At 51.0% G+C, this 24,159-nt stretch carries 20 protein-coding genes; all 20 read right to left on the bottom strand.

The annotated features are described in order from the left end of the window. Positions 1-225 precede the first annotated feature (225 nt). Complete coding sequence (locus HPY65_06650; GenBank protein NPU84150.1) at positions 226-1,281, bottom strand: response regulator; 1,056 nt, start codon at positions 1,279-1,281, stop codon at positions 226-228. A 507-nt stretch (positions 1,282-1,788) separates the two neighbouring features. After that, positions 1,789-2,433, bottom strand: coding sequence for a hypothetical protein (locus tag HPY65_06645; GenBank protein ID NPU84149.1), 645 nt, complete (start codon positions 2,431-2,433; stop codon positions 1,789-1,791). Positions 2,434-2,436: 3 nt separating this feature from the next. Next, on the bottom strand, positions 2,437-2,982 hold the full coding sequence (locus HPY65_06640) for a hypothetical protein (protein NPU84148.1): 546 nt from the start codon (positions 2,980-2,982) through the stop codon (positions 2,437-2,439). After that, positions 2,969-4,480 carry a pilus assembly protein PilM gene (gene pilM / locus HPY65_06635; GenBank protein ID NPU84147.1) on the bottom strand — a complete coding sequence of 504 codons (1,512 nt, stop codon included), beginning with the start codon at positions 4,478-4,480 and terminating at the stop codon, positions 2,969-2,971. The genes HPY65_06640 and pilM overlap by 14 nt, the downstream gene beginning before the upstream one ends. Next, entirely contained in the window at positions 4,461-5,522 is a 1,062-nt protein-coding gene (locus HPY65_06630) for a hypothetical protein (GenBank protein ID NPU84146.1), read from the bottom strand. Before HPY65_06630 ends, pilM begins: the two co-directional genes overlap by 20 nt. After that, a complete protein-coding gene (locus HPY65_06625) occupies positions 5,519-6,142 on the bottom strand; it encodes a hypothetical protein (GenBank protein NPU84145.1) in 624 nt (207 codons plus the stop codon). Before HPY65_06625 ends, HPY65_06630 begins: the two co-directional genes overlap by 4 nt. Beyond that, positions 6,139-6,585, bottom strand: coding sequence for a prepilin-type N-terminal cleavage/methylation domain-containing protein (locus HPY65_06620; GenBank protein NPU84144.1), 447 nt, complete (start codon positions 6,583-6,585; stop codon positions 6,139-6,141). Before HPY65_06620 ends, HPY65_06625 begins: the two co-directional genes overlap by 4 nt. A gap of 11 nt (positions 6,586-6,596) precedes the next feature. Further along, on the bottom strand, positions 6,597-7,067 hold the full coding sequence (locus tag HPY65_06615) for a hypothetical protein (protein ID NPU84143.1): 471 nt from the start codon (positions 7,065-7,067) through the stop codon (positions 6,597-6,599). 19 nt (positions 7,068-7,086) lie between these two features. Continuing rightward, entirely contained in the window at positions 7,087-8,283 is a 1,197-nt protein-coding gene (locus tag HPY65_06610; GenBank protein ID NPU84142.1) for a type II secretion system F family protein, read from the bottom strand. Next, entirely contained in the window at positions 8,283-9,809 is a 1,527-nt protein-coding gene (gspE, locus tag HPY65_06605; GenBank protein ID NPU84141.1) for a type II secretion system ATPase GspE, read from the bottom strand. The genes HPY65_06610 and gspE overlap by 1 nt, the downstream gene beginning before the upstream one ends. Positions 9,810-9,911: 102 nt before the next feature. Next, positions 9,912-10,607, bottom strand: coding sequence for a hypothetical protein (locus HPY65_06600; GenBank protein NPU84140.1), 696 nt, complete (start codon positions 10,605-10,607; stop codon positions 9,912-9,914). Between the two features lie 272 nt (positions 10,608-10,879). Further along, positions 10,880-11,542, bottom strand: a complete 663-nt coding sequence (locus HPY65_06595; GenBank protein NPU84139.1) for a hypothetical protein — start codon at positions 11,540-11,542, stop codon at positions 10,880-10,882. Positions 11,543-11,603: 61 nt separating this feature from the next. Next, positions 11,604-12,290, bottom strand: coding sequence for a hypothetical protein (locus tag HPY65_06590; GenBank protein ID NPU84138.1), 687 nt, complete (start codon positions 12,288-12,290; stop codon positions 11,604-11,606). 37 nt (positions 12,291-12,327) lie between these two features. After that, complete coding sequence (locus tag HPY65_06585; protein ID NPU84137.1) at positions 12,328-12,993, bottom strand: hypothetical protein; 666 nt, start codon at positions 12,991-12,993, stop codon at positions 12,328-12,330. Between the two features lie 61 nt (positions 12,994-13,054). Next, positions 13,055-13,720 (bottom strand): hypothetical protein, encoded by a 666-nt coding sequence (locus HPY65_06580; protein ID NPU84136.1) that lies wholly within the window; start codon positions 13,718-13,720, stop codon positions 13,055-13,057. Positions 13,721-13,781: 61 nt separating this feature from the next. After that, a complete protein-coding gene (locus tag HPY65_06575) occupies positions 13,782-14,450 on the bottom strand; it encodes a hypothetical protein (GenBank protein NPU84135.1) in 669 nt (222 codons plus the stop codon). Positions 14,451-14,520: 70 nt separating this feature from the next. Next, positions 14,521-18,063, bottom strand: a complete 3,543-nt coding sequence (locus HPY65_06570) for an RHS repeat-associated core domain-containing protein (protein NPU84134.1) — start codon at positions 18,061-18,063, stop codon at positions 14,521-14,523. Between the two features lie 18 nt (positions 18,064-18,081). Beyond that, the gene (locus HPY65_06565) at positions 18,082-20,910 is read right to left on the bottom strand and encodes a hypothetical protein (protein ID NPU84133.1); all 2,829 of its coding nucleotides are present in this window, start codon (positions 20,908-20,910) and stop codon (positions 18,082-18,084) included. 343 nt (positions 20,911-21,253) lie between these two features. After that, positions 21,254-23,584 carry a hypothetical protein gene (locus tag HPY65_06560; protein NPU84132.1) on the bottom strand — a complete coding sequence of 777 codons (2,331 nt, stop codon included), beginning with the start codon at positions 23,582-23,584 and terminating at the stop codon, positions 21,254-21,256. Between the two features lie 102 nt (positions 23,585-23,686). After that, complete coding sequence (gene gspG / locus HPY65_06555) at positions 23,687-24,061, bottom strand: type II secretion system major pseudopilin GspG (GenBank protein NPU84131.1); 375 nt, start codon at positions 24,059-24,061, stop codon at positions 23,687-23,689. Between the last annotated feature and the right edge of the window lie 98 nt (positions 24,062-24,159).

Here is a 24,159-nt window from a genome sequence, read left to right as displayed (position 1 = left end):
CGGATCCATGTTTCACCGGGCATGCGGAAAATACGGCGCCCTGCAACAGGGCAGGATTATACACGAGAACGCGGGGAAATCATCCGGTTAAATTCCCCGCACGATTCCCGGGCTTCTACGGTTAAATCCCGGGGGTTGACGTCTCCGGGGATATCGAAAGCCTCCCGGCCTCGAACCGCTCGACGTTTACGGCGCGGGAGGAAAGAGGCGACCGGGATTCACGGTTCAGATCATGGCCGACGGGAATGCATTGCCGGCCGACTGGATCCGGTATTCTTTCTCGTTGAAGAGCCGCAGACAGGAATCCACGGCCACAGGGTCAAAGAGGGTGCCTCTGCCCTTCGCCAGTTCCTCCAGGACGATAGAGATACCGAAAGCCGGCCGATAGGGCCGATGCGAAGCCATCGCTTCCACGACATCCGCCACGGCAAGAATCCGCGATTCCAGGAGGAGACTTTCCCCTGTCAGTCCGACCGGATATCCTGAACCATCCATCCGCTCGTGATGCTCCAGGATGATTTTGGCGATGGGCCAGGGAAACTCGATCCCTTTGAGGATATCGTATCCTGCCTGCACATGATTCTTGATGAGGACAAACTCAATGGGAGTCAATTTCCTCGGCATGCTGAGGATCTCCGAGGGAATGGATATCTTGCCGATATCGTGAACCAGGCTTGCCATGCCGAGACCGTCGATCTGCTCCGCGGCAAGTCCCATCTCCACGGCGATGGACCGGGCCAGCTCCGCCACTCTCTGCTGGTGGCCGGCGGTATAGGGATCTTTCGCCTCGACCACGGCCGCGATCGCCTCGACTGTTTTCGACAACAAATTCTGCACTTGCTTATAGCTGCGAAGGAGTTCTTCCGTCCGAAGGGCTACCTGGGTTTCGAGCCCCCCGCGCAGGCGGACCAGCTCGATATGCGTGCGGACGCGGGCGAGAAGTTCATCGTGCTGGAAAGGCTTGGATATGAAATCCACAGCGCCAAGCGAAAAGCCTTTCATCTTTTCGCGATGATCCGGTACGCCGCTCACGAAAATAACCGGAATATCTCGAGTATTCCCGTTTTCCTTGAGCCTCCGGCAGACTTCAAAGCCGTCCGGAGCGGGCATGTTGATGTCCAGCAGAATCAGCATCGGCTTTTGACTCGCCAGGGACTCCAGCGCCGCCTCCCCGCTGTTGAAAGGGCGCACCCGAAAACCTTCAACCGACAGGAGATCCGCTAGAAGATCCAGCGTAATCGGATCGTCATCGACCACCATGATCACGTCTTTCTCGGACACCCCTTCCTCCTGCTTTATATCCAACGTCCGTGTCGGAACGTCTCTCTTCGATAAAGTCATTGTTACCCTTTCCGGTCGGACAGCAGCCATCCTGTATGATTACGGGCAAGGTCGAACGCCCGATCCCACAAGCCACCCAGAGCCGTCGTTTCATGAATCATCTCGAAGCGACATTTCATAAGAAAATAATACCTTCGCACAGGATGATCAACAACGGCGATGGATTTTGATGTTCCATACGCTGGCTGGATGACGGATTACTCCCTGGAATTGTTAATATATTGTAACCGCGCAGAAAATACCTTTTATTTTCGGAGCGGTCCCGTTCGATTGCAGAGGATATCCTGAACGCTCCGTACTTTCAGGCAGGCGTTCATTTGTTAAAACATTCCTGATGGGTTAATATGCTGCTATGCAAGGGGATGGTGATAACAACTTGAATGAGAAGCCTTTTCTAGTATTTAGCATGCCGCTGCATGTATCGAAGCACCGTCGAACGTACAACCCTCACTTTTTGACAATCGGCCTGGCAGGAATCGGCGGTGGGATCGGCCTCGAGGTCCGGCTCTGCGGAGAGACGGGCGGTGGTGTGTGCAACCCTTTTGGTGATACAGAGGATTGCAGAGTCGAATCAGCAGGATGGCGATCTTTCAAATCGCGCAGATAAACAATCATCCTGTCCTCCCCAGCGATCAGGAGGATGGATTCCGGATTGATAACCTTGAGCGTGTATCCGCCGATCATCGCACCTTCGGTTACGGGTGTCTGACGTTTTCCACGTCCAGGAGTCGCAAACGGGTTGTTCCTGTCTTCAATATAAGCAATTTTCTTCTCATGGGTAATCACCGCACCATAGAAAACGACATCCGGTCTCACAATGACCGGTTGTTCCTTCTGCTCGGAAGGCATTTTCCTCTCCGGGTGAAACAGGTTCTTTTCATGAACGGATGCATAGTCCAGGAGATTGGGCACGATTTCAGGATTCGACGGTTCCTCCGTCTTCGGTTCTATGCCCTGCAACGCTGGTATCTTGACATGCCTGTCAACAGTTAAAAGTGGGTAAACCAGGGCGAAAAAAAGAAAAACCAACAGGGCCACCAAGAGTGCATTCAAGATGTTGCTGCTGCGCAAGATGTAGTCTGTTCGCACCATATTTCATGAACCTGCCAGCGCCGACACCTTCATACGCACAATCAAATCGCGGGGATCGCTGTAATTGCGGACTCGTACATCCAACTCCCGCACGACCAGATAAGGCGTCTGTGTCTCAATCGCCGCCAAAGTCTCCGAAAGCGCACGAATATCCGGGAATACCGTATCGACGGTAGTGCTGACGATTTGAAAAGGACCTGTTTTCTCGGGCCTTTCCATCCGGTCGCTATTGATGACACCGTTTCTTGCCATGATTGCAGCCTTGATGGAATTTTGAAGATTTGCGGAGGCGACCGCAAGCGTTTCACCCGGAATCATTTTGACCGCTTCCCCTTTCCGGACTTGTTCCAGCTCCGGCAATCCCTTCTCCATAACGGGTATCTGTGCGATAAGGGCGGCAAATTTCCCCAGCGTTTTCATTCGCATGTCTTCTTGCTCCCCGATCGCATTCGCCCGTTCCAGGACGCCGAGAATTCCATATTCATAAAGAACAGACGCGGCCAGTATGGCCAGCAGGAAAAACATGATCATACGCTTACTGTTTCGCATGGATCTTTCCCTCTTTGACCATCCAGTTCCCCCCACCTCCATCTTTCAATTCCATCTTGATGGCAAAGCGTTCATTGCTCAACCTTGCATCGCGAACCGTGGGCGACGTAAACTCAACCCGTTTGAAACGTTTCGTATTTTCCAGTTTGAGAATGATCTCGGAGGACGATGAAGCATGTCCCTCCATTTCCACAGCCGTATCCGTAATCTTTAAATGCGTAAGCCAGGTCTTCTGCGGCAGAATCGTAGTAAGATCCTGAATGATATCGATCGACCGATCGTTTTGTTTTCTAAATTGGCGAATGGAGCGGATCTCGTTCTTCAATGCGTCCATCTTGCACTTCAATGCCTCCGCCTTTTTCACTTCCGGTTTGAGCGACAGGATGAGCCGAGCCTGCTCATCGATCCTGTTCTGTCCGTAGTACAGGGGTGCCAGGAGATGAAAAGCCAGGATCAGCACGATTCCCACCAACAGGATGGAAGTCGGCAATAAAGGGGGGCGGACAATGACAGATGCAGAGCAGGTCAGCAGATTGACGCCTTGAGGATCGTCCACAAAAGCGGCCATCAGCCCGCCGATGGCCGTTGTGGACATCTCCCTGTTTTGAATGATGTGCTTATGTTTATCCCTGACGCTGAAAACGTTCATGGACTTGAATCTGTCGTAAAACACTCGTCCGCATTTGCTATCGGTGTCCAGGACAATAACCGGTCGGCGAGTGCCCGTTTGCAGATCATCAACCACTGACTTCACCCGCTCTACGATGCGCCCCATATCGGGATCGTCAGCCTCCAGCGTACACGCAGCGGAATACAGGAGCCTGGAGTCCGAAACGGCGCCCCATTCGTAGGCCGAGCCCCTTGCCGATATGAAAACCGCATCAAGGTCCGGACAGGTTTTGGAAACCAGGTTTTTGATCCCGAACGAGGAAACGCTGACTTTCTTCACCTCGATTTGACAGGCTTTGAGTGCCGCCAGATACGATTGGATGCTGTCGGCCCTGGCTGCGGCCAGCAGGATCCTTATTCTGTTGGGATCACAATCGATCATGCTGTAATCGTAAAAGGCATTGTCCCTTGTCAATGGCGTGAGCCGGTCCAACTCAAACGCCACGACACCCCGCAGGTTCTCTCCGGCTGCCGCTGGAAACTCCGCCGGCTGCAGAATGACCCAGCCGCGAGGGATGGACAGTACGAAGGCCGCTTTTGACAATCCGAACTCCGACACGAATCCCAGTACACATGAAGCAACATATTCAGGTTTCGGAAGGCCATTCCCTTCCTGGGGATAGTGCCGGTATTGTTTTATATTCTCCCGCCATGGCGTCTTTTCGCCGTAGGCAATGTGAACCCCGTCCTCCTCCAAGGAAATGATAACAACCCTGGCAAACGAAAGCCGCCGGTCCGCAAGGCTCAATAGAAATCCATTCATGAAGGCACGGCCGATATTTGCTGCTTTTTCAAGCAAAGCATGCAGTTTATCGCGACAGGCTTTCATTCTTCCGTGTCTCCGCGTGTGCCGGGCTCTGATAGGAAAGGATCCTGAAGCGATCACCCCCCTCGATCCGGACCACTGCATTGAGAGCGTAAGCACCGGCCCCCTCTTTTTTGTAACCAATTGATTCAATGGAATATACATTTGAATCGGCGGTCGTCAGGCAGGACGCGGCCTTTGCCATGTCACCCGCGGCCATGATGGATTGCAGCCCGAAATTGTTCATGTTGCCGTCTCTCTCATCTCGGTGGCGAACAACAGCCTGAACCATATCGTTTGTCATGAACGGCACGGCCTTGAGCAGTTCCGGCCGAGCCGAGAAAATATTGATCTGCCGGGAGGGTGAATGCACGGTCAGAAATGGAAGCAGCCCTGGCCGGTCCTCCGTTCCGTAAAGGATGTCCTGCGTTACGCCTTTGACAAGCAGGAGCTCCTCCAGGGTGTCGAAATCTGCGTCTTTGGATCGGTAAGGTGTGGGCAAGTTTTGATAGTAATCGCTCTCCGCACCGTTCAGTCGATGTAGGTCGTCGGGGTCTTTCCAGTCAAGGATGGAATCCACGATTGCATCGGCCTGTTGCTTTTCAACTCCCAGACCGACCAGGAGGTTGTTCAGCAAGATGCCGGATGTGTCGGTCAGCAGGTTGATGCTGATTTTTCCCGATTCATCCATGATCGCATACTGATAATGACCATCACCGATTTTCCCTTGATGAAACCTACCGTCCGCAGAATACATGTCAGCCTCGGCCGGCTTCACCGAGCCGCTCTTACAGGCTTTGCGATGGAAAATCTCCAGCAGCGCCCTCTGGAAGCCCGCCTCCGCCAGGTACTTGTTTTCCAGTTGTTCCATGAATGTACCGGTCGAAAGTGCTTCCGTTCTCACCGTCACGGAAAACGCAAAGGTCATGACGATGAGCAGCGTCAGGACCCAAAGCACCATCATCAGGGCAATGCCGGAATCCGACGCAAGCTTTTTCTCTTCCACTCTCTTGTATCGAATCATGGAATCTGCCTGTGCGATAGCATCCCGATGGCTGTCGTTCATTTCGTCACGACAGGGCGCAAACCCGTCAGAACCGCGGAGGCAGGCTCCCTGCTCAATACCTGGATCGTCATGGTTTTCAGCCCGTCTTTATCGACAAAATGAAGCCTGATTTTGGAAGGCATGGTCTTCTCGTCCTGCGGCCAGCAATCCACCCATGTCCCCGATTCTACGGCATTCTTTAAATAGTACTCAAACAATATCGATTCATAACCGTCTATAAGCTCGACCTGATTCCCGATGTCGGTTCCCAGTACCCGCTCCTCGATATGCAAAGCGGTTTTGGCCTGCTCCCGGTTTTTTATCTGATACCTGACAAGGCTGTTTCCCACAGTCCCACGCCAGATGGAATATCGGCTGGCAAACTCCATGAAATCCTTTCCGCCCCGAAAGCGGCTTTTTCGCTCCCCCTGATCCGTGTGAAATGAGGGAAAGGCCGATTGAATCTGCGCCTCGACCAGCAAAAGAACGGCCCTCTTCCTCTGGAGGCTCTCAATCTTGCATTCCCCCTTTTCCATCATGCGATGCATTGAAAACAGAGAGCCCATCAGGATGCCGATAATAACGATCAGCATCGTGATCGATATGAGCAGCTCTATCAGGGTGAAGCCTCGCTGGTTCAATGGACGGACGATCCGTGGAATGCCGTTTTGCCATCATTTTTCAGGTCAGCGGACCTGGAAACCAGTTTCGCCGTTTTCAGTGTCACCCTCCCGGCCCCTGTTTGTCTCCGGAGCTTCGCAGACACCTCTATATCCAGAAGTCGGACCCCGAGAGCCGACGAGCGGTCCCGCAAGATTTCGGTTACGGATATGTCGTACGAATACCCGTCATCATTGATTTCCTTCCACGATGCATCTTCACCGTGATCGCTGTCGAGCACCTCGCGCATTTTGGCATTGGCGCGTTCCAGAATTTCGATCCTGTCGCCGGCCACTGCCAGATTGCGCAAATTGGCGGAGGAGAGTTGAATGACGGACACAATTGCGAGACTCACCAAGACCAGTGAGATCATGATCTCAATCAGCGTAAAGCCTTTCAGCTCTCTCTTTTGAAAAACATTCACGCTGCTCTTCCTCACTTCTTTTCCGATATGAATGCCGTTCGGACAGGATCCGATTTGATCTCAATAATTCTTCCACCCCGCTCAAGGCTGATCCTGTCCCAGCGATTGCCGCCCCTGGCATCGAAGCGGATCTGGTATTGCCCGCCTTCAACGGCGCCGGCCTTAACGTCGGATTCATGGATCACCAGCCTGATCTCTTCCGGGATCAGCTTCTTTTCCCTTCCCTTGAGGACGTAACTTCGGGCATCCAGATCAAGTTCTACGACCTGCCGTCCTTTTCCGGATACAGCCAGATTTTTTGCATATCTGAGAGTCGCAACAATTTCCCTGGCCGCTGCTTTCTGCCTGGCACCGGGCAATCGATCGGCAAACAGCACGGTGCTGATCCCCAGGATCAAGCACATCAGAACGAACACGACCAATATCTCGACCAGGGTGAATCCCGCTTCTCCAAGAGGCGACAGGCGCTCGGCACGGTTCACGGGCTTGACCTCCCGGGATTCAAAACGGAATGTCCGTGATGCTGAATATGGCCATCAGCAGGGATATGACGATGAATCCCACAATCAATCCCATGATCATGATGAGCGCCGGTTCCAGGATGCTGATGAACCGCTTGATGGACAGCCTCAAGCTCTTCTCATACGTGTCGGCAATCCTGATCAGCATGATGTCCAAACGGCCGGTCTCCTCGCCCACCTTGATCATGGACATGGCCAGTTCGGGAAAAACGTTCGCATCGGACAGGGGTTTGGCGATACCCTTTCCTTCCTTGATTTCTCCGGCAACCCGGTCCAGAGCCGATGCCACACTGCAATTTCCGATCACGTCCTTTGCATTTTTCACTGCCGTCAGCAGCGGCACGCCGCTGTGCAGCAAAGCGCCAAGGGTCCGACAAAACCGGGCTGTTTCCAGTTTTATAATGACATCGCCAAGCACCTTGATTTTCAGTCGATCCCACCTGCTCCTCCCCTGATCGGTTTTCAGATAGTTCCTCATGGCAAGCCACAAAGCACCTCCCGCCAACAGGATCAGCCACCAGGAATTCACAAGGAAATTGCTGGCAGCAACCAGAATTTGTGTTGAAAGCGGCAAATCCGTCCCCATATCGGCAAAGATCACGGAAAATTTGGGCAGCACAAATGTTACCAGCACAATGATGGACAGAATGCCGGTAACGATCAGAATCACGGGGTAAATCATTGAAGAAAAAATGTGGTTTTTCAGCTCCTCCGAGGATTCCAGAAAATCGACAAGCTTCTCGAGAATCGCTTCCATCGCCCCGCCAAGTTCACCAGCGCGTATCATGTTTACATAAAGTGTCGAAAAAACCCTGGGATGCCTTTGCAGGGCATCGGAAAACGAACCGCCTTCCCGAATGGATTTAAGGATATCGGAAATGACTTCCTTCATTCTTTTGTTTCGGGTGACGTTCAACAGGATGTTCAGACTTCGGTCCAGCGGCAGGCCGGAAACAAGCAGGCTGTGCAACTCCGCGGTGAATGCCTGCAGATCCTTTCCAGCCGAACGGAAAGAAAATTCGCTCTTTTGCAACCCGGCCTTTGCCTTCTTGATGTGCAGTGGAATAACGCGGCCGGCCTTTAAAATCCGTTCGACGTCCTGTTCGTTACGAGCATCGACAACACCTTCTGCCACGCTTCCATTCACATCAACTGATCGGTAAGAATATCGGGGCATTACATCTCCTGGGTCGCCCGGAAGATCTCATGGATCGTGGTTGTTCCGGCCCTGACCTTCAGGAGGCCGTCCTCCATGAGAGTGCGCATTCCATTGTTTCTCGCCGCCTCTCGAATCTGCCGGGCATCGGTATTCCGGATCATCAACTGATGGATGGAATGATCGATGGTGAAAAGCTCGAAAATGGCGGAACGTCCCCAAAAGCCCGTATGAGCGCACTTATCACAGCCCCTGCCACGGTAAATGACATCGTGAGTGCCGGACAGCAAATTTTCCACCCGGTCGTCCTTCAGCATTTCTTCATCAATCTCACGGCATGACGGACAGATGACGCGGATCAGGCGCTGGGCCAGAACCCCACGGATTGTCGCCACCAGAAGATAGCTCGGCACACCGATGTCGAGCAGTCGGGTAATGGCCGACGGTGCATCGTTCGTGTGCAGCGTCGAAAAGACAAGATGTCCTGTCAGCGCTGACTGGATGGCTATTTCCGCCGTTTCCAGATCACGGATTTCGCCGATCATGATAATGTCCGGGTCTTGCCTCACGATGTGGCGCAGGATGTTTGCAAAGTCCAAGCCGATCTGCGGCTTGATCTGGATTTGATTGATGCCGTTGAGATGATACTCGATCGGATCTTCTACGGTTATGATCTTTTTGTCCGGTGAGTTTATCTTGTCGAGAGCCCCATACAATGTTGTCGTTTTGCCACTGCCGGTCGGACCGGTGACTAGAATCATGCCGTTGGGATTTTTGATGATCCGCTTGAATGCATCCAGCGTATCCACTTGAAATCCCAATTGCTCCATGTCGATCTTGATGCCTTTTTGACCCAGCAGCCTGAGCACCAGGCTTTCGCCATAGAGAACAGGAATGCTCGAAACGCGTACATCAATTTCCGCGCTGCCGATCTTCAACTTGATGCGCCCATCCTGCGGCAGGCGCCTTTCCGCAATGTTCAGCCTGGCCATGATCTTGATGCGGGAGAAAATGGCTGCCTGAAGTTTTTTAGGGATTAACTCGATGTCGTGCAGCACGCCGTCGATGCGGTAGCGAACCTTGACCTCATCATCAAACGGCTCGATGTGTATGTCGCTGGCCCGGCTCTCGACGGCCCGCATGATGATGATGTTCACCAGTTTGATGATTGGTGCTTCGGATGCCAGGTCCTGAAGATGCCCGATATCGTCCTCTTCCTCATGAACATAGTGGATGGAGCCGTCGTCGATGTTTTCGATGATCCTGCCGATGTCCTGGATTTCCTGGTCATAGAATTTTTCCAGATGATCGTTGATGGCCTGACTGTCTCCCCCATAGATTTCCAGGTTATGGGGAACAGCGACTTTGATCGCTTCGATCACCGCCTGGTTATGAGGGTCGGCCATAACGATCTTCAGCGTGTCCTGCTTGAAGTCGATGGGAACAATTCCATTGTCACGCAGGAAACGCGCGGAGAGCGTTTCCATCACAAATGGAACCTTCGGGAAATCTTCCGGTCCAAGAAACGGTATGTTTTGTGTCAGCATCCGAAATCTGAAATCAGGCGATATTTAGTTAATATACAAAGGCATATCAATACATGGGATGCATATCTTGCATCCTATGACATCGAACCCATATCGATCATTCTAAAAAATCGGGAAGATATATGTTGGATAAACTTGGACTGTTGCGCTTGATGTTACCGTGCCTCCTGTGCCTGTGGCTGTTATTGTATACTTTGCTGTTTGCGAAGGGACTATAGATCGGGAACCATTTAATGATACATTGCCAATCCCTTGATCGATCCATACGCTTGTGGCGTTTGTGGACGTCCAAGTTAACGTAACGGCCGAACCGGCGTCCACTGCTGCTGGACTTGCACTGAGAGTCACTGTGGGTGCCACCGGTTTCGTTACCGCCCCAATGGCCGTCCAGGCAGTACCATTACAGAATTCCAACGCTTTGGATGCATTGCTGTATCTGACGGCACCTTCATTGGTTGTGGTGCAGGCTGAGGCAGTCTTGCCGATTCGAATATCACCGCTCACGTCGAGTTTTGCCACCGGAGCCGATGTTCCGACTCCGACTTTTCCGGTCGTATCGATCACCATCTTTGGAGCGGCGGTTTCCCCGTTTGTGCCAAAATATAAATTGCGGCCGGCATTGCCGAAAAGATAAGGAGAATCGTCCGTTCCTGAACCGGTAAGGATTTGGTGGAGATACAGACCGCCAGACTGACTTGATCCACTCAAGTTGCACGACCCGCTGGATTGAGATTGAGCAAACGCATAGGCCCCGATTAACAGAAGCACAACGGTTAAAAAAGCGATCTTCACTCTCATTGTCTCCCCCTTTTCAGATCATTTGTTTCTTTGGTTTAATTGATTTCCAAACCATGTTCATAATCCGTACACAGGAATTCGATCCCGCCATTCCTCTTTTATTTACGCTCCTGGCAAAAAACACTATAAGAAAAAGTCACTCTCCCGATCGTTCCGTATCGTGTTATTACTCCGGAAAAATGACCTACGCCCGCCTGAACAATCGTTTCATTGTAGAGACGCCTTTCTTTCCCATGCTTATCCTTACTGAACGGGGTGATGAGACATGTGCGTTATTTCTCCCCCCGGCGAAGTTCAACGGTATATTCCTCCGGCTTGCCGTCCCAGACGGTAGGTCGCCTTAAAGTATCTAACTTTTTTAATCGATACACCTCATAGATATCTCTGTAAGAAGAATCTTTGACGAGTTGCTCTTCATGATCATCTCTTTTATAGACATATGTTAGGAAAAACCCTCTGTATAAATGGTCGTTTGAGGAAAATGCCTTATCACCCAATACAAAGGTCCAGATAGCGAGATAATCGTATAAATCCCTATTTAGCCCTTCTATTGAAGGATTATTTTTGTCAAAATCAAGATTAACTGTTATATATTCCTCAAATACCCTCTCATAACAACCCAAGTTTACGACCTTTGGATCAAAAAACACTAGACCATTATTATCGGTCAAAGTTACTCTTTTAAATAAATTTTTTCTTTCCATGAGCGGCGGGTGAATAAAGCTTGGATAGAAAAGATATAAACAGCCCATCTCGGGACGCCGGGTTGTCAAGACATAGTAGACCTTTATCCCTTGCAGGGGTTGTTTGGTCACGGCATCTATAACCTTGATCTTCACCGGACGGACATCCCAGTCGCCGGCCAAACATAAATTACCGAAAAACAGAATCATCACGCTCACAAGGATCAACACTTGCCTGAATAATCGTTTCATTGAAGAGCCGCCTTCCTTTCCAATGTTTATCCTTACTGAACGGGGTGATGAGACATGTGCGTTATTTTTCCGCCCGGCGAAGTTCAACAGTATATTCCTCCGGCGGACCTTTCCAGACCGTGGCAATCTGCAAGTCGTCCAACTTATTAAGAGTGTGTTTTTGATACTTCTCCCAGTAATAATAACGCCGCTTGAGTTCTTCCTCGTGATCATCACTTTTATACACATATGTCAGGAAAAAGCCTTTGTAGGCTGGATTGATATTGAATAAACCTCTTTCCCCATCTACATACATCCAATGGCTGACAAATCCATATTTACCTTCATAAAGTTCTTCTCTCCAATCCTCTAATACAATTTCAAGATTAACTACTATCTTTTCCCATAACACATTTTCGTAGCACTTTAGACTCAGTGCTTTTGCATTAATAAATACCTCTCCATTTTCGTTTGTCAAAAAATCTTGCTTTTCATATACTTTCAACTTTCTGGGCGCATCGTGAATAAAACTCGGATAAAAGAAATAACCAAAGCAACTCATGTCCGGATACCAGGTCGTTAAGACATAGTAGACTTTTATCCCATGCAGGGGTTGTCTGGTCATGGCATCTATAACCTTGATCTTCACCGGGCGGACATCCCAGTCGCCGGCCAAACATAAATTACCGGAAAACAGGATCATCACGATCGTAAGGATCAACACATGCCTGAATAATCGTTTCATTGTAGAGCCGCCTATCTTTCCCATGCTTATCCTTACTGAACGGGGTGACGAGACATGCGCGTTATTTGTCCGCCCGGCGAAGCTCAACGGTATATTCCTCCAGGGGGCCCTTCCAGACAGTGGCGATCTGCAAATCGTCCAACTTATTCAGAGTATGTTTTTGATACTTCTCCCAATAATAATAACGCCGCTTGAGTTCTTCCTCGTGATCATCACTTTTATACACATACGTCAGGAAAAAGCCTTTGTAGGCTGGATTGATATTGAATAATTCCTTGTCACCATGCACGTACATCCAGTTTCCCAGGAAATTGTATTTATCTTTATATACCCAAAGTACCCAATCTATTTTCGTATCAACATCAATATTTATCGCTATGTGCTCCCACAAGACATTTTCGTAACACTTCAGACTCAACGCTTTCGCATTAATAAACACCTCTCCATTTTCGTTTGTCGAAAGATCTTTCTTTTCATATACTTTCAACTCTCTGGGCGCATCGTGAATAAAACTCGGATAAAAGAAATATCCAATGCAACTCATTTTTGGATACCAGGTCGTTAAGACATAGTAGACTTTGATCCCCTGCAGGGGTTGCCTGGTCACGGCATCAATAACCTTGATCTTCACCGGACGGACATCCCAGTCGCCGGCCAAACATAAATTGCCGGAAAACAGAATCATCACGCTCGAAAGGATCAACACATGCCGGAATAATCGTTTCATTGTAGAGACGCCTTCCTTTCCAATGTTTATTCTTACTGAACAGGGTGACAAGACATGTGCGTTATTTCTCCGCCCGGCGAAGCTCAACGGTATATTCCTCCAGCGGACCTTTCCAGACCGTGGCAATCTGCAAATCGTCCAACTTCTTTAATCGATGCATTTCATAGACATTTCTGTATGAAGGATCTTTAACTAATTGCTCTTCATGACCATCTCTCTTATAGACATATGTCAGGAAAAAGCCTTTGTAGTCTGGATTGATATTAATTAATTTATCATCGCCTAACACATACATCCAGACTCCAAGATATTCGTAACGGTCTTTATATAGGCCTTTCATCCAACTCATATTCATATCAACATCAATATTTACAGCAATGTGCTCCCATAACACAGTCTCATAACACTGCAGACTCAATGCTTTTGGCTCCAGAACTACTACACCTTTCTCATCTGTTGTTAGTTCTTGCTTCACAGCATTTTTCCTTTTCATTGGTGCTTGATGGATAAAGCTCGGATAAAAGAAATAACCAAAGCAACTCATGTCCGGATACCAGGTCGTTAAGACATAGTAGACTTTTATCCCCTGCAGGGGTTGTTTGGTCACGGCATCAATAACCTTGATTTTCACCGGACGGACATCCCAGTCGCCGGCCAAACATAAATTACCGGAAAGTAGAATCATCACGCTCGAAAGGATCAACACATGCCTGAATAATCGTTTCATTGCAGAGCCGCCTTGCTTTCCAATGTTTATCCTTACTGAACGGGGTGACGAGACATGTGCGTTATTTCTCCGCCCGGCGAAGTTCAACAGTATATTCCTCCGGGGGGCCTTTCCAGACGGTGGCAATCTGCAAATCGTCCAACTTCTTTAAAACATGCATTTCATAAATATTTCTGTACGAAGGGTCTTTAACTAACTGCTCTTCATGATCATCTCTTTTATAAACATACGTCAGGAAAAAGCCTTTGTAGGCTGGATTGATATTGAATAACTCATCTTCGCCGTATACATAAAGCCAATCACTAAAATATCCATAGTTATCAGTATAGATTTTCTTCATTAACCAATCTTTATCAACAAATACATTCAGATTTACGATTACTTTTTCCCATAATACTCTTTCATAACATTTCAACGTCAGTCTCTTAGATAAGAATTCAACTTCTCCGGCCTCATTTGTCGACAATTCCTTTTTTTCATAGACTTTCATCTTCCTAGGTGCATCGTGTATAAAGCTCGGATAAAAGAAATATCCGATACAACTCATGTTCGGATACCAAGTCGTTAAGACATAGTAGACTTTGATCCCTTGCAGGGGTTGTTTGGTCAAGGCATCTATAACCTTGATCTTCACCGGGCGGACATCCCAGTCGCCAGCCATACATAAATTGCCGCAAAACAGAATCATCACGATCGAAAGGATCAACACATAGCGGAACAATCGTTTCATTGTAGAGCCGCCTTTCTCATGTTTATTCTCGCGGAAAGGTTTTGCTGTTATTTCTCAATCTTTTTTCAAGTCATTCCGATGCCGCACTACTCTTAACTTCGTCATCCCGGAAAAAGTCTTCTTTGGTCGCTTCGATGAACTCTTTCAGATACTGAATGGTCTCTTTCATCGCGTTTTCATACCTTGGTTGATCTTTTTTGGGATCATCGGCATCTGGTAGGCCATTTCCATTATTAAACGGACTATGCATGCTGATCCCGAATATATCTTTTATCCATGTTATCATGTACTCCTGCGCGTGGGCGGGTTTGTCCTGTTTCGAATGCACGCCAGTCCCCAGCCATTCATCGGCCAGTCTGGTGTACTCCCTTGCCTGTGTGATCTTGCCTTCTTTGGCCAATGCGTTGGCTACGAGTTGATGCTTTATGGCCTGTTCCAGGCAGGCCTTGGCAAAGACATCCCTGGAATCCGGCATGCCTTCGGAATTGGCGTTGAAGTGCCGCCCGGGGTCGCCGATGATGGGCATGTAACTCTTGCCGCCGAAGATATTGTCCACAGCGGCGTTGGCGGCAGCGACTCGTTCGATTCTGCCGAGATTCAAGTAGCTACGAACAAAGTCGTCCTTTTTTAACCAATTGATAGTTTGGCCAAGGTGAACCGGCGTCGTCCACAACCCGTCCGGGTCCACGTACTTCATCGGGTTGTTGTTAGCGTAGGCGTAGGGATTCAGCGTCACGGGATTGAAAACGCCCCCGTTGGGAAGGCGCCGGTTGTCGTTCGGCGCGGGTATATAGAGGCTCAGGGCTGGATCAGGGGTGATGAACCGGCCGATCATGGGATCGTAGTATCGGGCACCGTAGTAGTAGAGCCCCGTCTCCATGTCCAGCTCCTTCCCGGTGTAGCGGTAGTCGGTGACGGACCGGCTGCCGGTGTAGGACCGGATCGTCCCGTAGGGCGCATACTCCGTGCTTTCCAGCCTTGCACCCGTTTCGTCCGTCATGACCGTGGAACTGTTCAGGTGATCCCGGTGGTAATAGGCCGTCTCTGCCCCCCGGATCTGGGCAATCTTCATGTCCGCGGCGGTGATGTACTTCGTGACCACCCCGTTCTTCACCTCGTAGCCGGGGTGGACGTAGTACGTCGCGCTCCCGCCGCCGGTCTTCTTCGCCCGCAGGCCGGCGCCGTCATAGAGGAACTCCGTGACGGCCGTATTCCCACCCTTCGTGTACGTGATCCGGCCGGGCATGTTGTCCATGTTGTAAACCACGCTCCGGGCGCCCACAGCGGACGTATCGGTGAAGTCCGCACCCTCCGTCATGTTGCCGTTGGCGTCGTAGCTGAAGGCATTGGGCTCCCCGCCGTTGACGGCGATGGAGGACACGGCGTGCTTCTGCGGGTAGGCGTAGCTGTAGACGTAGGAGTTGTCGCCCAGGGTTTTTCTCGTGATGTTTCCGATGGCGTCATAGTCGAACGTATTGGCCGGATGACTTCCGGTGTTGGTTTCGCCCTTGAGGCGGTGCAGGCCGTCGTATGTATAGGTGTATGTGACGTCTCCAAGGTAGTCCTTGATCTGGTAAAGATCGGCCGCCCGGGTATACCGGTAGCCCAGGTTCTGCAGATCCTGGCCTGCCGACGTTGTCACGATGCCGTATAGCCTCGTCGATCTGGGGCCGAAGGTATGGCGGGTCGCCGCCCCATTGGCATGATCGATCTGGCCGATCTTGCCCGTCGATTCGTAGAGGCTGAAGCGGCCATGTTCCCGGTTGTCCGACACGCCCCTCACGGAAGCGAGCAGGTCCGAACCGGGGTGATAGGCGTAAACGACCTGGTAGCTGTCGGGATAGGTCATCCCCGTCATCTTCCCCGATAAATCGTATGCATAGCGGGTGGCATACTCCGCCGCATCGTCTTCATAGGTTTTCTTTTCGCCCAGCTTGCGGCCCATTCCGTCGTAACCAAGTATGGTTGACGCGACTTTCGTGTTTGTTACGCTGTAGAGCCGACCCCGCCCGTTTGTGATGCTGTCGCTGTCGTAGGTCCAGGTCACCGTCGGCTCTGTGGTCGTCGGTATGACGGGATCCTGGATGCACTTGGTTCCACTGGGCGTCCAGCCCGCCTGGCAGGAGTATGCCGGCCCGGAACAGGCCGCAGTCTGGCGGCATGCAGCCGTGCATGTCGCGTCGTTGTAATATTCGGCATCCGACAGTGAACAGGCCCAGTGATTCACGCTGTCATACTTGAAGAGGGCATACCAGTCGCCGCTGCAGATATAGTTATTGTCGATGCCCACGATATAGGAGCTCTTCGAGTAGTAACCCGCCGGCATCATGTCGGTTTCTGGCGGGCATGTGTCCGCACCGAGCATGGCTGGCAGGGATTCCGGACATGTGAGGTCGTTGCAGAGTCCGTCGGCGCTGCACCCCGTGTAGCAATGATCGGCGTCGTATCCGCCGTATTTCGAGCAGTGAAAGGGTCCCGTGTGGGTATGCTGGACGCAGGATCCGACGTTTGTGCAGTTGGCGTTGCAGGTTTCCGCCGAGCCATAGCCCGCCCCGCCAAGGGGACAGGTATAGGTCGTGATTGCGTCCTGCTCACATTTGCCGCTGGCTGTACTGTAGGCTCCCCCGTTCGGACAGGTCGGAGCGGCATAAAATACTGCCTTCTTCGTTCTGATGCGGTTCAGTTCGTCATAATCAAACGTAAACACGTTTCCCTTGGCGTCTTTCTGAGTGACCAGGTTGCTGTTCAAGTCGTACGCAAACGAGCGCATGCCCCGGTCGGGGTCCGTCATGCTTCTTTTCTGCCCGAGGCTGTTGTAGGCGATGATCGTCGAATTGTTTGCCGCATCCCTGATCGTCAGCAGGTCGCCTGCCGCGTTGTAGGTATAGGACGTGTTCAGGTTCAGCCCGCCGGAAACGGCATCCTCGGTGATTTGGATCGTCCGTCCCAGATGGTCCTTGTATTCCGTTTTGACCCGGCCGTCCGGGTCGGTCATCGTCACGGCAAAACCGCCGTATGCAAAAGATGTGGTTGTCGTCCCATATTCATCGTCGGGATTGGTGACAGAGGTGACCCGTCCCCTATAATCGTAGGCCTTGCTCACATAGGGGTAACTCGAAGGCTCATTCAAAGGATATGCGGGAGATCCGCTCCCGTTGAAGTATGGCCCGCTTACATGCCGGACGCGGCCCATGACATCGTAGTACGTTTTGCTCGCGATTCGCTTGCCGCCTTCGCCGAACGTCACGGTCTGGATGTTCCGGTCGAATCCGTCGAAGTACTTGTACTTGTTGATTCGATTCGCCGCATCTTCCTTGATGCTTGTGACCTCATATCGCGGGAAGGCCTGGTCGGCGTATCCCATCTGGGTCTGCCCGCCATCGGGATAATCGACCTGCGCCAGGCGGCCGAATCCCTCATATGAATAGGACGTGGTCCGGCTGTTTTCGTCGACGACGGTTCTTGGCCGGCCGATTCGATAGTCGTAATTCAGGTATTGCGTAACGTGCGCCACCCGATTGCTGTCCGTCGCAGGTTTTGTAACCTTGCTGGGAAACGTATAGGCCAGTGTCTCATACTCGGTTGTCGTTGCGTTGCCGCGGGGATCCAGCACCCGCCACAGATTCCCGTTCTAATAATACTCCATCGTGGTTACCTGGCTTTTCGAGTCGTCCGCGAGGTCCCAGTTCTTTTGCAGTCTCAGGTTGCCCGTCCCGCTGTAATAGTCGAACGTCGTTTGCCGGACCGTTCCGGTGCTGGACCCGGTGACGGTTATGGATGTGGGCCGCCAGAGCCAGCCGGAATAATTGGCGTATCCAAAGATCGTCGTTACCGGTTCAGCACTGGTTCCGGAAGTGACGATCCTCGTCACGTTCCCGTGCGTGGAATCGTACAAGTAATCCAAAGTCGTGTAATAGGATGAATAGTTGTCGTAGACGGTTGTCGACTGATCCAGCTTCACAAACCTCCATCGGCCGGACATAACGGCGGCACTCCATGAATTGGATCTGGACATGAGGATGCCGCCCCCCGGAGTTTTCAGCGTCGTGTTTTTGATCCGGCCTTTCAGGTATTCATCCTGATGGTAATTCGTTTCGACGATGGAACTGTCCGGCTGGACCGTCCTCACATAGCCGAAACCCTGGAACTCCCGCAGCGAGATGTCATGCTTGCCCTGGGCATAGGCATACTGCCGGGTGGACACATTATTCAGCCCGTCGTTGAGTGACACAACGGTGACAAGAGGCATGACGTAAGGCAGGTATGTATTGCTGAAGTTTGTCGAATGCGTGTATTGAAACGATGTCGTCCCGCCGGTGCTGTTTTTTATGGAAGATACAAGACCCTGGGGCGCCACCGGGTTCGCAAGAGCAACATACCGTTTTCTTTTGTATTTATTAATGTACATGTAATCCGTTTTTCCGTCACCGTTGTAATCGCCGGTAACAAAATCCCAGATGCCGTAAGTATAAGAGTTGTAATCTATACCGGTTGTAAAACTGTTGTTCATGGCAGGCAGAAAATACCCGTCCCCCCTGCTGAGATGCAGCATTCGTTTATCTTCAGCGTTTTTCACCAGGATGATATCCGTCTTGCCGTCCCCGTTAAAGTCACCGGCATGCAGCTGCCAGACATTGCTATAGGTGCTGCCAAGCGTGTTCAGGACGACGGGAGCAAAACCGCCGTTGCCCAGTCCAAGATAGACCGCGCACTGATTGTAATCTCCTCTTACCCACATGTAATCGGTCTTGCCATCGCCGTTGAAATCGCCGGTTGTCACGTTCCATGTGGTCAGCGAGTAATTTCTTCCATCATTGGTCGAAACCGGGGCACTGAAGCCCCCTGTGCCGCTGCTGATATACACGGCCCGCTTGTTCTGATACATGTCGACCCACATGTAATCCGTCCTGCCGTCGCCATTGAAATCGCCGGTTGTGAACTGGTACGCGGAATAGTTGACATTCTCTCCTGATGTCAGGCCCGCATTGAATTGACCGTTCCCGGCACTTAAATATACGGTGCGCTTGTTGTTGGTCGGATTGATCCACATGATATCGGTTTTGCCGTCCCCGTTGAAATCTCCGGTTGTCAGATTCCATGTCGCGTAGAGATTGTAACTGACGTCTCCGGCCGTTCTGACGGCACTCAAGAAATTCCCGGCACCGTTGCTTCGATAAACAAACCGTTCATTCGTATTGATGCTCAGGATCATATAATCGGTCCTGCCGTCGCCGTCGAAATCGCCTGTAACAAACTTCCATCCCGACCTGTAAACTCCTCCGCCGCTGGAATAAGTTCCCGAATTAAAAGACCCGTTTCCCTGTCTTAAATAAACAACACGCTCGTCAAGGTACGTATGGAGCCACATGTAATCCGTCAAGTTATCGCCATTGAAATCCCCAATGACGAATTTGTAATTCAAATCGACTTTTGACTGCGGCTCAACGGAATGAGTGCCGTACGGAATGGTGGTTTGACTGCTGTCTGCCGTAATTACAATCGGCGGCAGGGCGTTCCCGCCGATGATCTGGCCGGTGGAGGCATAATAGTAGGCACTATTGTCGTATTGCTGAATTTTGTTGAGGATTGGTTCACGTGTATGAGATGCCTCGGCATATTCAAAACCATAAACCCGAACGCTGGTCGCTTCGCTGGCGGCTTTCACCTCAATCGCTTTCAGGAGTTTGTTGACATTGACCAGATCGCGACCAATGCCGTACGTCAGGGCATCGTTGCGCCCCATGTAATGGAACCGGACCAGGCTCGTGGGGGACAAGCCCGAACTGTTTCCAGTGTATCGAATTTCATATACATAGGTCTCGCGGGCATCCGATACGTAGCTGAAGGTTATATAATTCCCGTTGGGATCTTCGATCCTGTTCAGGAGCCATTTAAAGATCTGGCCGGCGGAATTGGTCTGGCGCGCATCCGAAGTCTGGCCGTAATAATACCTTTTCCCATCCCTGGCCGTGACTTGCCAGTAGCCGGATATGTATTGGAATTTCGAGAACTCCGTCTCGATTTTCATCCCGAAGTTCCCGGAACCGAGAGAAACAAGATCGCCGCTCGCTCCGGCGCTCCGGAAAGCAAAGCTCGTGTCGTCTGCGTAATTGAGTCCGAATTTTGTCTGGCGCTGGATAAATCCCGTTTCGATATTCCAACCCGTACCGATCCAGCCGTTTCCTGCGGAAGAGCTATAGGATAGAGTCAGACTCGGTGCCATGCCGGCTCGCCCCGGCGGCACAACGATAGGAATGGATATCTTCGCGTCGCCGGCAAAACCGGTGGTATCGACGTCCGGAGTCAGCCTCATCTCTGCCGATACGCCCCGGTCATCATCTCCTCCCGTGGTATTTGCATCTGCATGTAGCGGCAGCAGAAAAAGCAATGCCGACAGAAGCAAACAGGACAGGGACGCAAAAAGGGCACCTTCCCGCAGGCGATTCAACCTTCGCTTCATTTCCACCTCGCAGACCCGGAGGCATGAAGGCTGCTCGGAAAGGGAACCCGGACGCAGAACGATGCTTCAACGGCATCGCGCAGATTCCGATGTCCATGTCCGGTTATGGCTGGCAGAGGGAAGTCGATTCTCCAAGGGATCGTGCAAACTGGAGAATCGAATCAAGGGTGCATCATTAGCATCGAATCCCGGCAATGCAATGCCGGTTGATCTGATAAATACTCTCCATACGTTTTAAGCATCACATAGACGACAGAATGAATTCGCCTGTCATATTGACATGATAGCCATCGATGCAATCGGAGAATTCCATCTTCCTTTTCGATTCGTGTGTAATCCCCGTTCACTGATAGTTTTTATCAGCTCGCTTTGTGGAATCAGATTGAGAATTTATCTCTTCTTCCTTCAATCTGTGATTCTTTTGATCGATGCTTTTTTTCAATTCTTCCTTCACATCCTCATCCGCAATATTGTCGACTGTACCGTACGTCACGGCCATTGCGTCATCCTGATGTTTCACGATATGGGGGGTCAGCAGAATGACCAGCTCGGTCCTCTTCTTCTCGGTCTCCGTATTGCCGAATAGATAGCCCAAAAGTGGTATTTTGCTTAACCAGGGAATGCCCAGCCTTGAACTGGAATCGTCTTCCCGGATCAAGCCTCCAATCACGACGGTGTGTCCGTTTTTTACGACGAGGTTTGTCGTCGCCTCCGTTTTATTGAGAATGATCTGCTTCTCATCAGAATATAAAACAATCGTCGAATAAGTCGACACTTCCTGCGATATTTGCAGTGTAATCAGACCGCTGTCGTTGATCAGGGGCTTCACCTTGAGGATGATCCCGATGTCTTTGTACTGGATCGTCCGCTGCGGTGCGACACCGGTCGTCCCGTATGTCTCGGACGTTGGAATGGGGACCTGCTGGCCTACCTGGATCCTCGCCTCATTGTTGTCGGACACCATGATATGCGGCGATGCCAGCAGCTTCGCCTTGGATTGTGACGCGAGCGCATTGATCACTCCCTTGATGGTTCCTCCGCTGTGAATACCGATCAACTGCAGGCCGGAGCCGGCCAACTCATCGACACCCATATTCAATGAACCCGGGTTGAAAGAGAGATTCGACGCTTCCAGGTTGAAAAGCTTGTTCTTGATCGACCAGGCCAGTCCCAGACTCATGTTGTCCGTCAGTTGGATTGAAGCAATCGTCCCTTCGATCAATACCTGCCGTGGAATCAAGTCCAGATCCTTGATCGTTGCCTTGATGATGTCATAATCTTCGCGTGTACCTAAAATGACGACGGCGTTTAACCTCTCATCGGCAAATATTTTCACGATATCAGACACCACTGCTTCGACGCCTGCAGCCGGCGAACCGGTGGACGTTGCCTGGCGTTGGGACGGCGAAGGGGTGGATAAGGCAGCCAACGAGGGTTTGCTCACTCTGTCCACAACGTTCAAAGGCGATCCCAAATAGATTTGCTGCAGCATGTTCACAAGGTCTTTCGCCTTGGCATTCTGCACGTGGTGTACGAATACCCTGACGCCTTTCTTTTCTTTGATTTCCGTATCGAAATATTCGATCAAAAGCAGGATGCGTTTTACGTTGGCATCGGTGTCTGCGATAATGACGTGATTGGCCCTCGGCACGTCCACAATGACAGCATTGGCAGAAACAAAGGGATTGATCAGCTTGATGATTTCCGATGACTGCATATAGTTGAGCGGAACGACCTGCAAAACAGCCTTTCCCTTGAGATCTGCATCCGCAATTTTTCTTCCGATTTTGATTTCTGACGGCTCCCGGGACAAGTCACTGATCGGTATAATTCTGTACAGGGAACTTTCTTCAATGATTGCAACACCGTTCAGCCTCAGAATGACCTCCATCAGCGGAAGCACCTTTTCACTTGGAACAGGCGCAACGCTTCTGAACGTCACCCTGCCCTTCACGCGGGCATCGATAATGTAGTTGCATTTCAATATCTCTCCAAAAACGGTCTGAATCACAGAATAAATGTCCGCATCATCAAAGTTCAGACTCACATTTCCCCTGCCTACCGAAATGTTCTGAGGAGCTGCATTGAACGGGATCAGCGGGGGATGGGTTCCCTGTTGTATACCCGTCGACAAGGGTGCCGCGTTTTCGACGGGTAACGCCTGTTGAGGATGAAGCTGCATGGTCGACCCGGACGGCGAACGAACGGTATGCGACGATATGGAAGAGGATGGGGGGTGTCCCGATAGACCGGCCTCCGCAGTCGGAACCAGACGCTTTGCATTCACAGGATCCTTCTGCAGTCCCACGCCTCCCCTGGTTTGTGCTGTCGGCAACGGGTCTGCGGTTGTCTTCGAGGGAGCGGCGGGCGCAGGGGCAATCCCTGCCGACGGCGCTTTCGATGCGCTTGAAGATCGGGGAGTGGAAGTTACTGTCGGAGTCGGCATCGGCAATGCTTTCGTGTCCTCAGCAACGGCCGCAGTCGCCTGCACTCTTCCCTTGCTTTTATCCTCCGATTCGAGAATTATTTTTGAGTCTTTTGATTTTATTACGTTTCCAGATTGTTCCGTCAGTGGCGCGGTGTTTCCCGCTGCAAAGGTTTTGTCTGCACCGCCGCTCCATGCAATCGACGGAATCAATAATATGATCGTGATGATGAACAAATTTCTATTCATTTATGCAACCGACAAACAGGTTTTGAGTTTTAGACGAATGCCATTCAACCATCTGATCATGTAGATTTTCATAAGCAATTCCCGTCATTCACGCATGAATTGTCATTGTGCATTTGTAATATCCTTATCCTCACCTTCACCGCCCTGAGAACCGTCTCTTCCATACGAAATCAGGTCATATTCGCCTTGATCATTCGGAATCCGATACTGATAGGGTTTTCCCCATGGATCGGCGGGCACCCCTTTCTTCAGATACGGTCCTTCCCATGTCTCAATCCCCGGGTTGCCGGTCAGCGCTGCCAAGCCTTCCTGGCTCGTGGGATACCTTCCCGTATCAAGGCGAAACTGGTCCAGTGCCTGACCGAGGAGCTCAATCTGTGCTTTTGCCGCAGCCTGCTTCCCTTTCCCGAGTTTGGGAAAAAGCCTCGGCGCAACCAGGGCGGCCAGAAGAGCGATCATGACCATGACGACAATCATCTCAATGAGTGTAAACCCCCTCCGACCATTTCTTTTTTCCTTTACGAACGTCACGTAAACCTCCAATATTGCATTATATGATTGACTCAATTTCCTTA

The organism is Syntrophaceae bacterium (genome assembly GCA_013177825.1).
Lineage (GTDB): Bacteria > Desulfobacterota > Syntrophia > Syntrophales > PHBD01 > PHBD01.
This window is presented reverse-complemented; position numbering and strand designations above follow the sequence as displayed.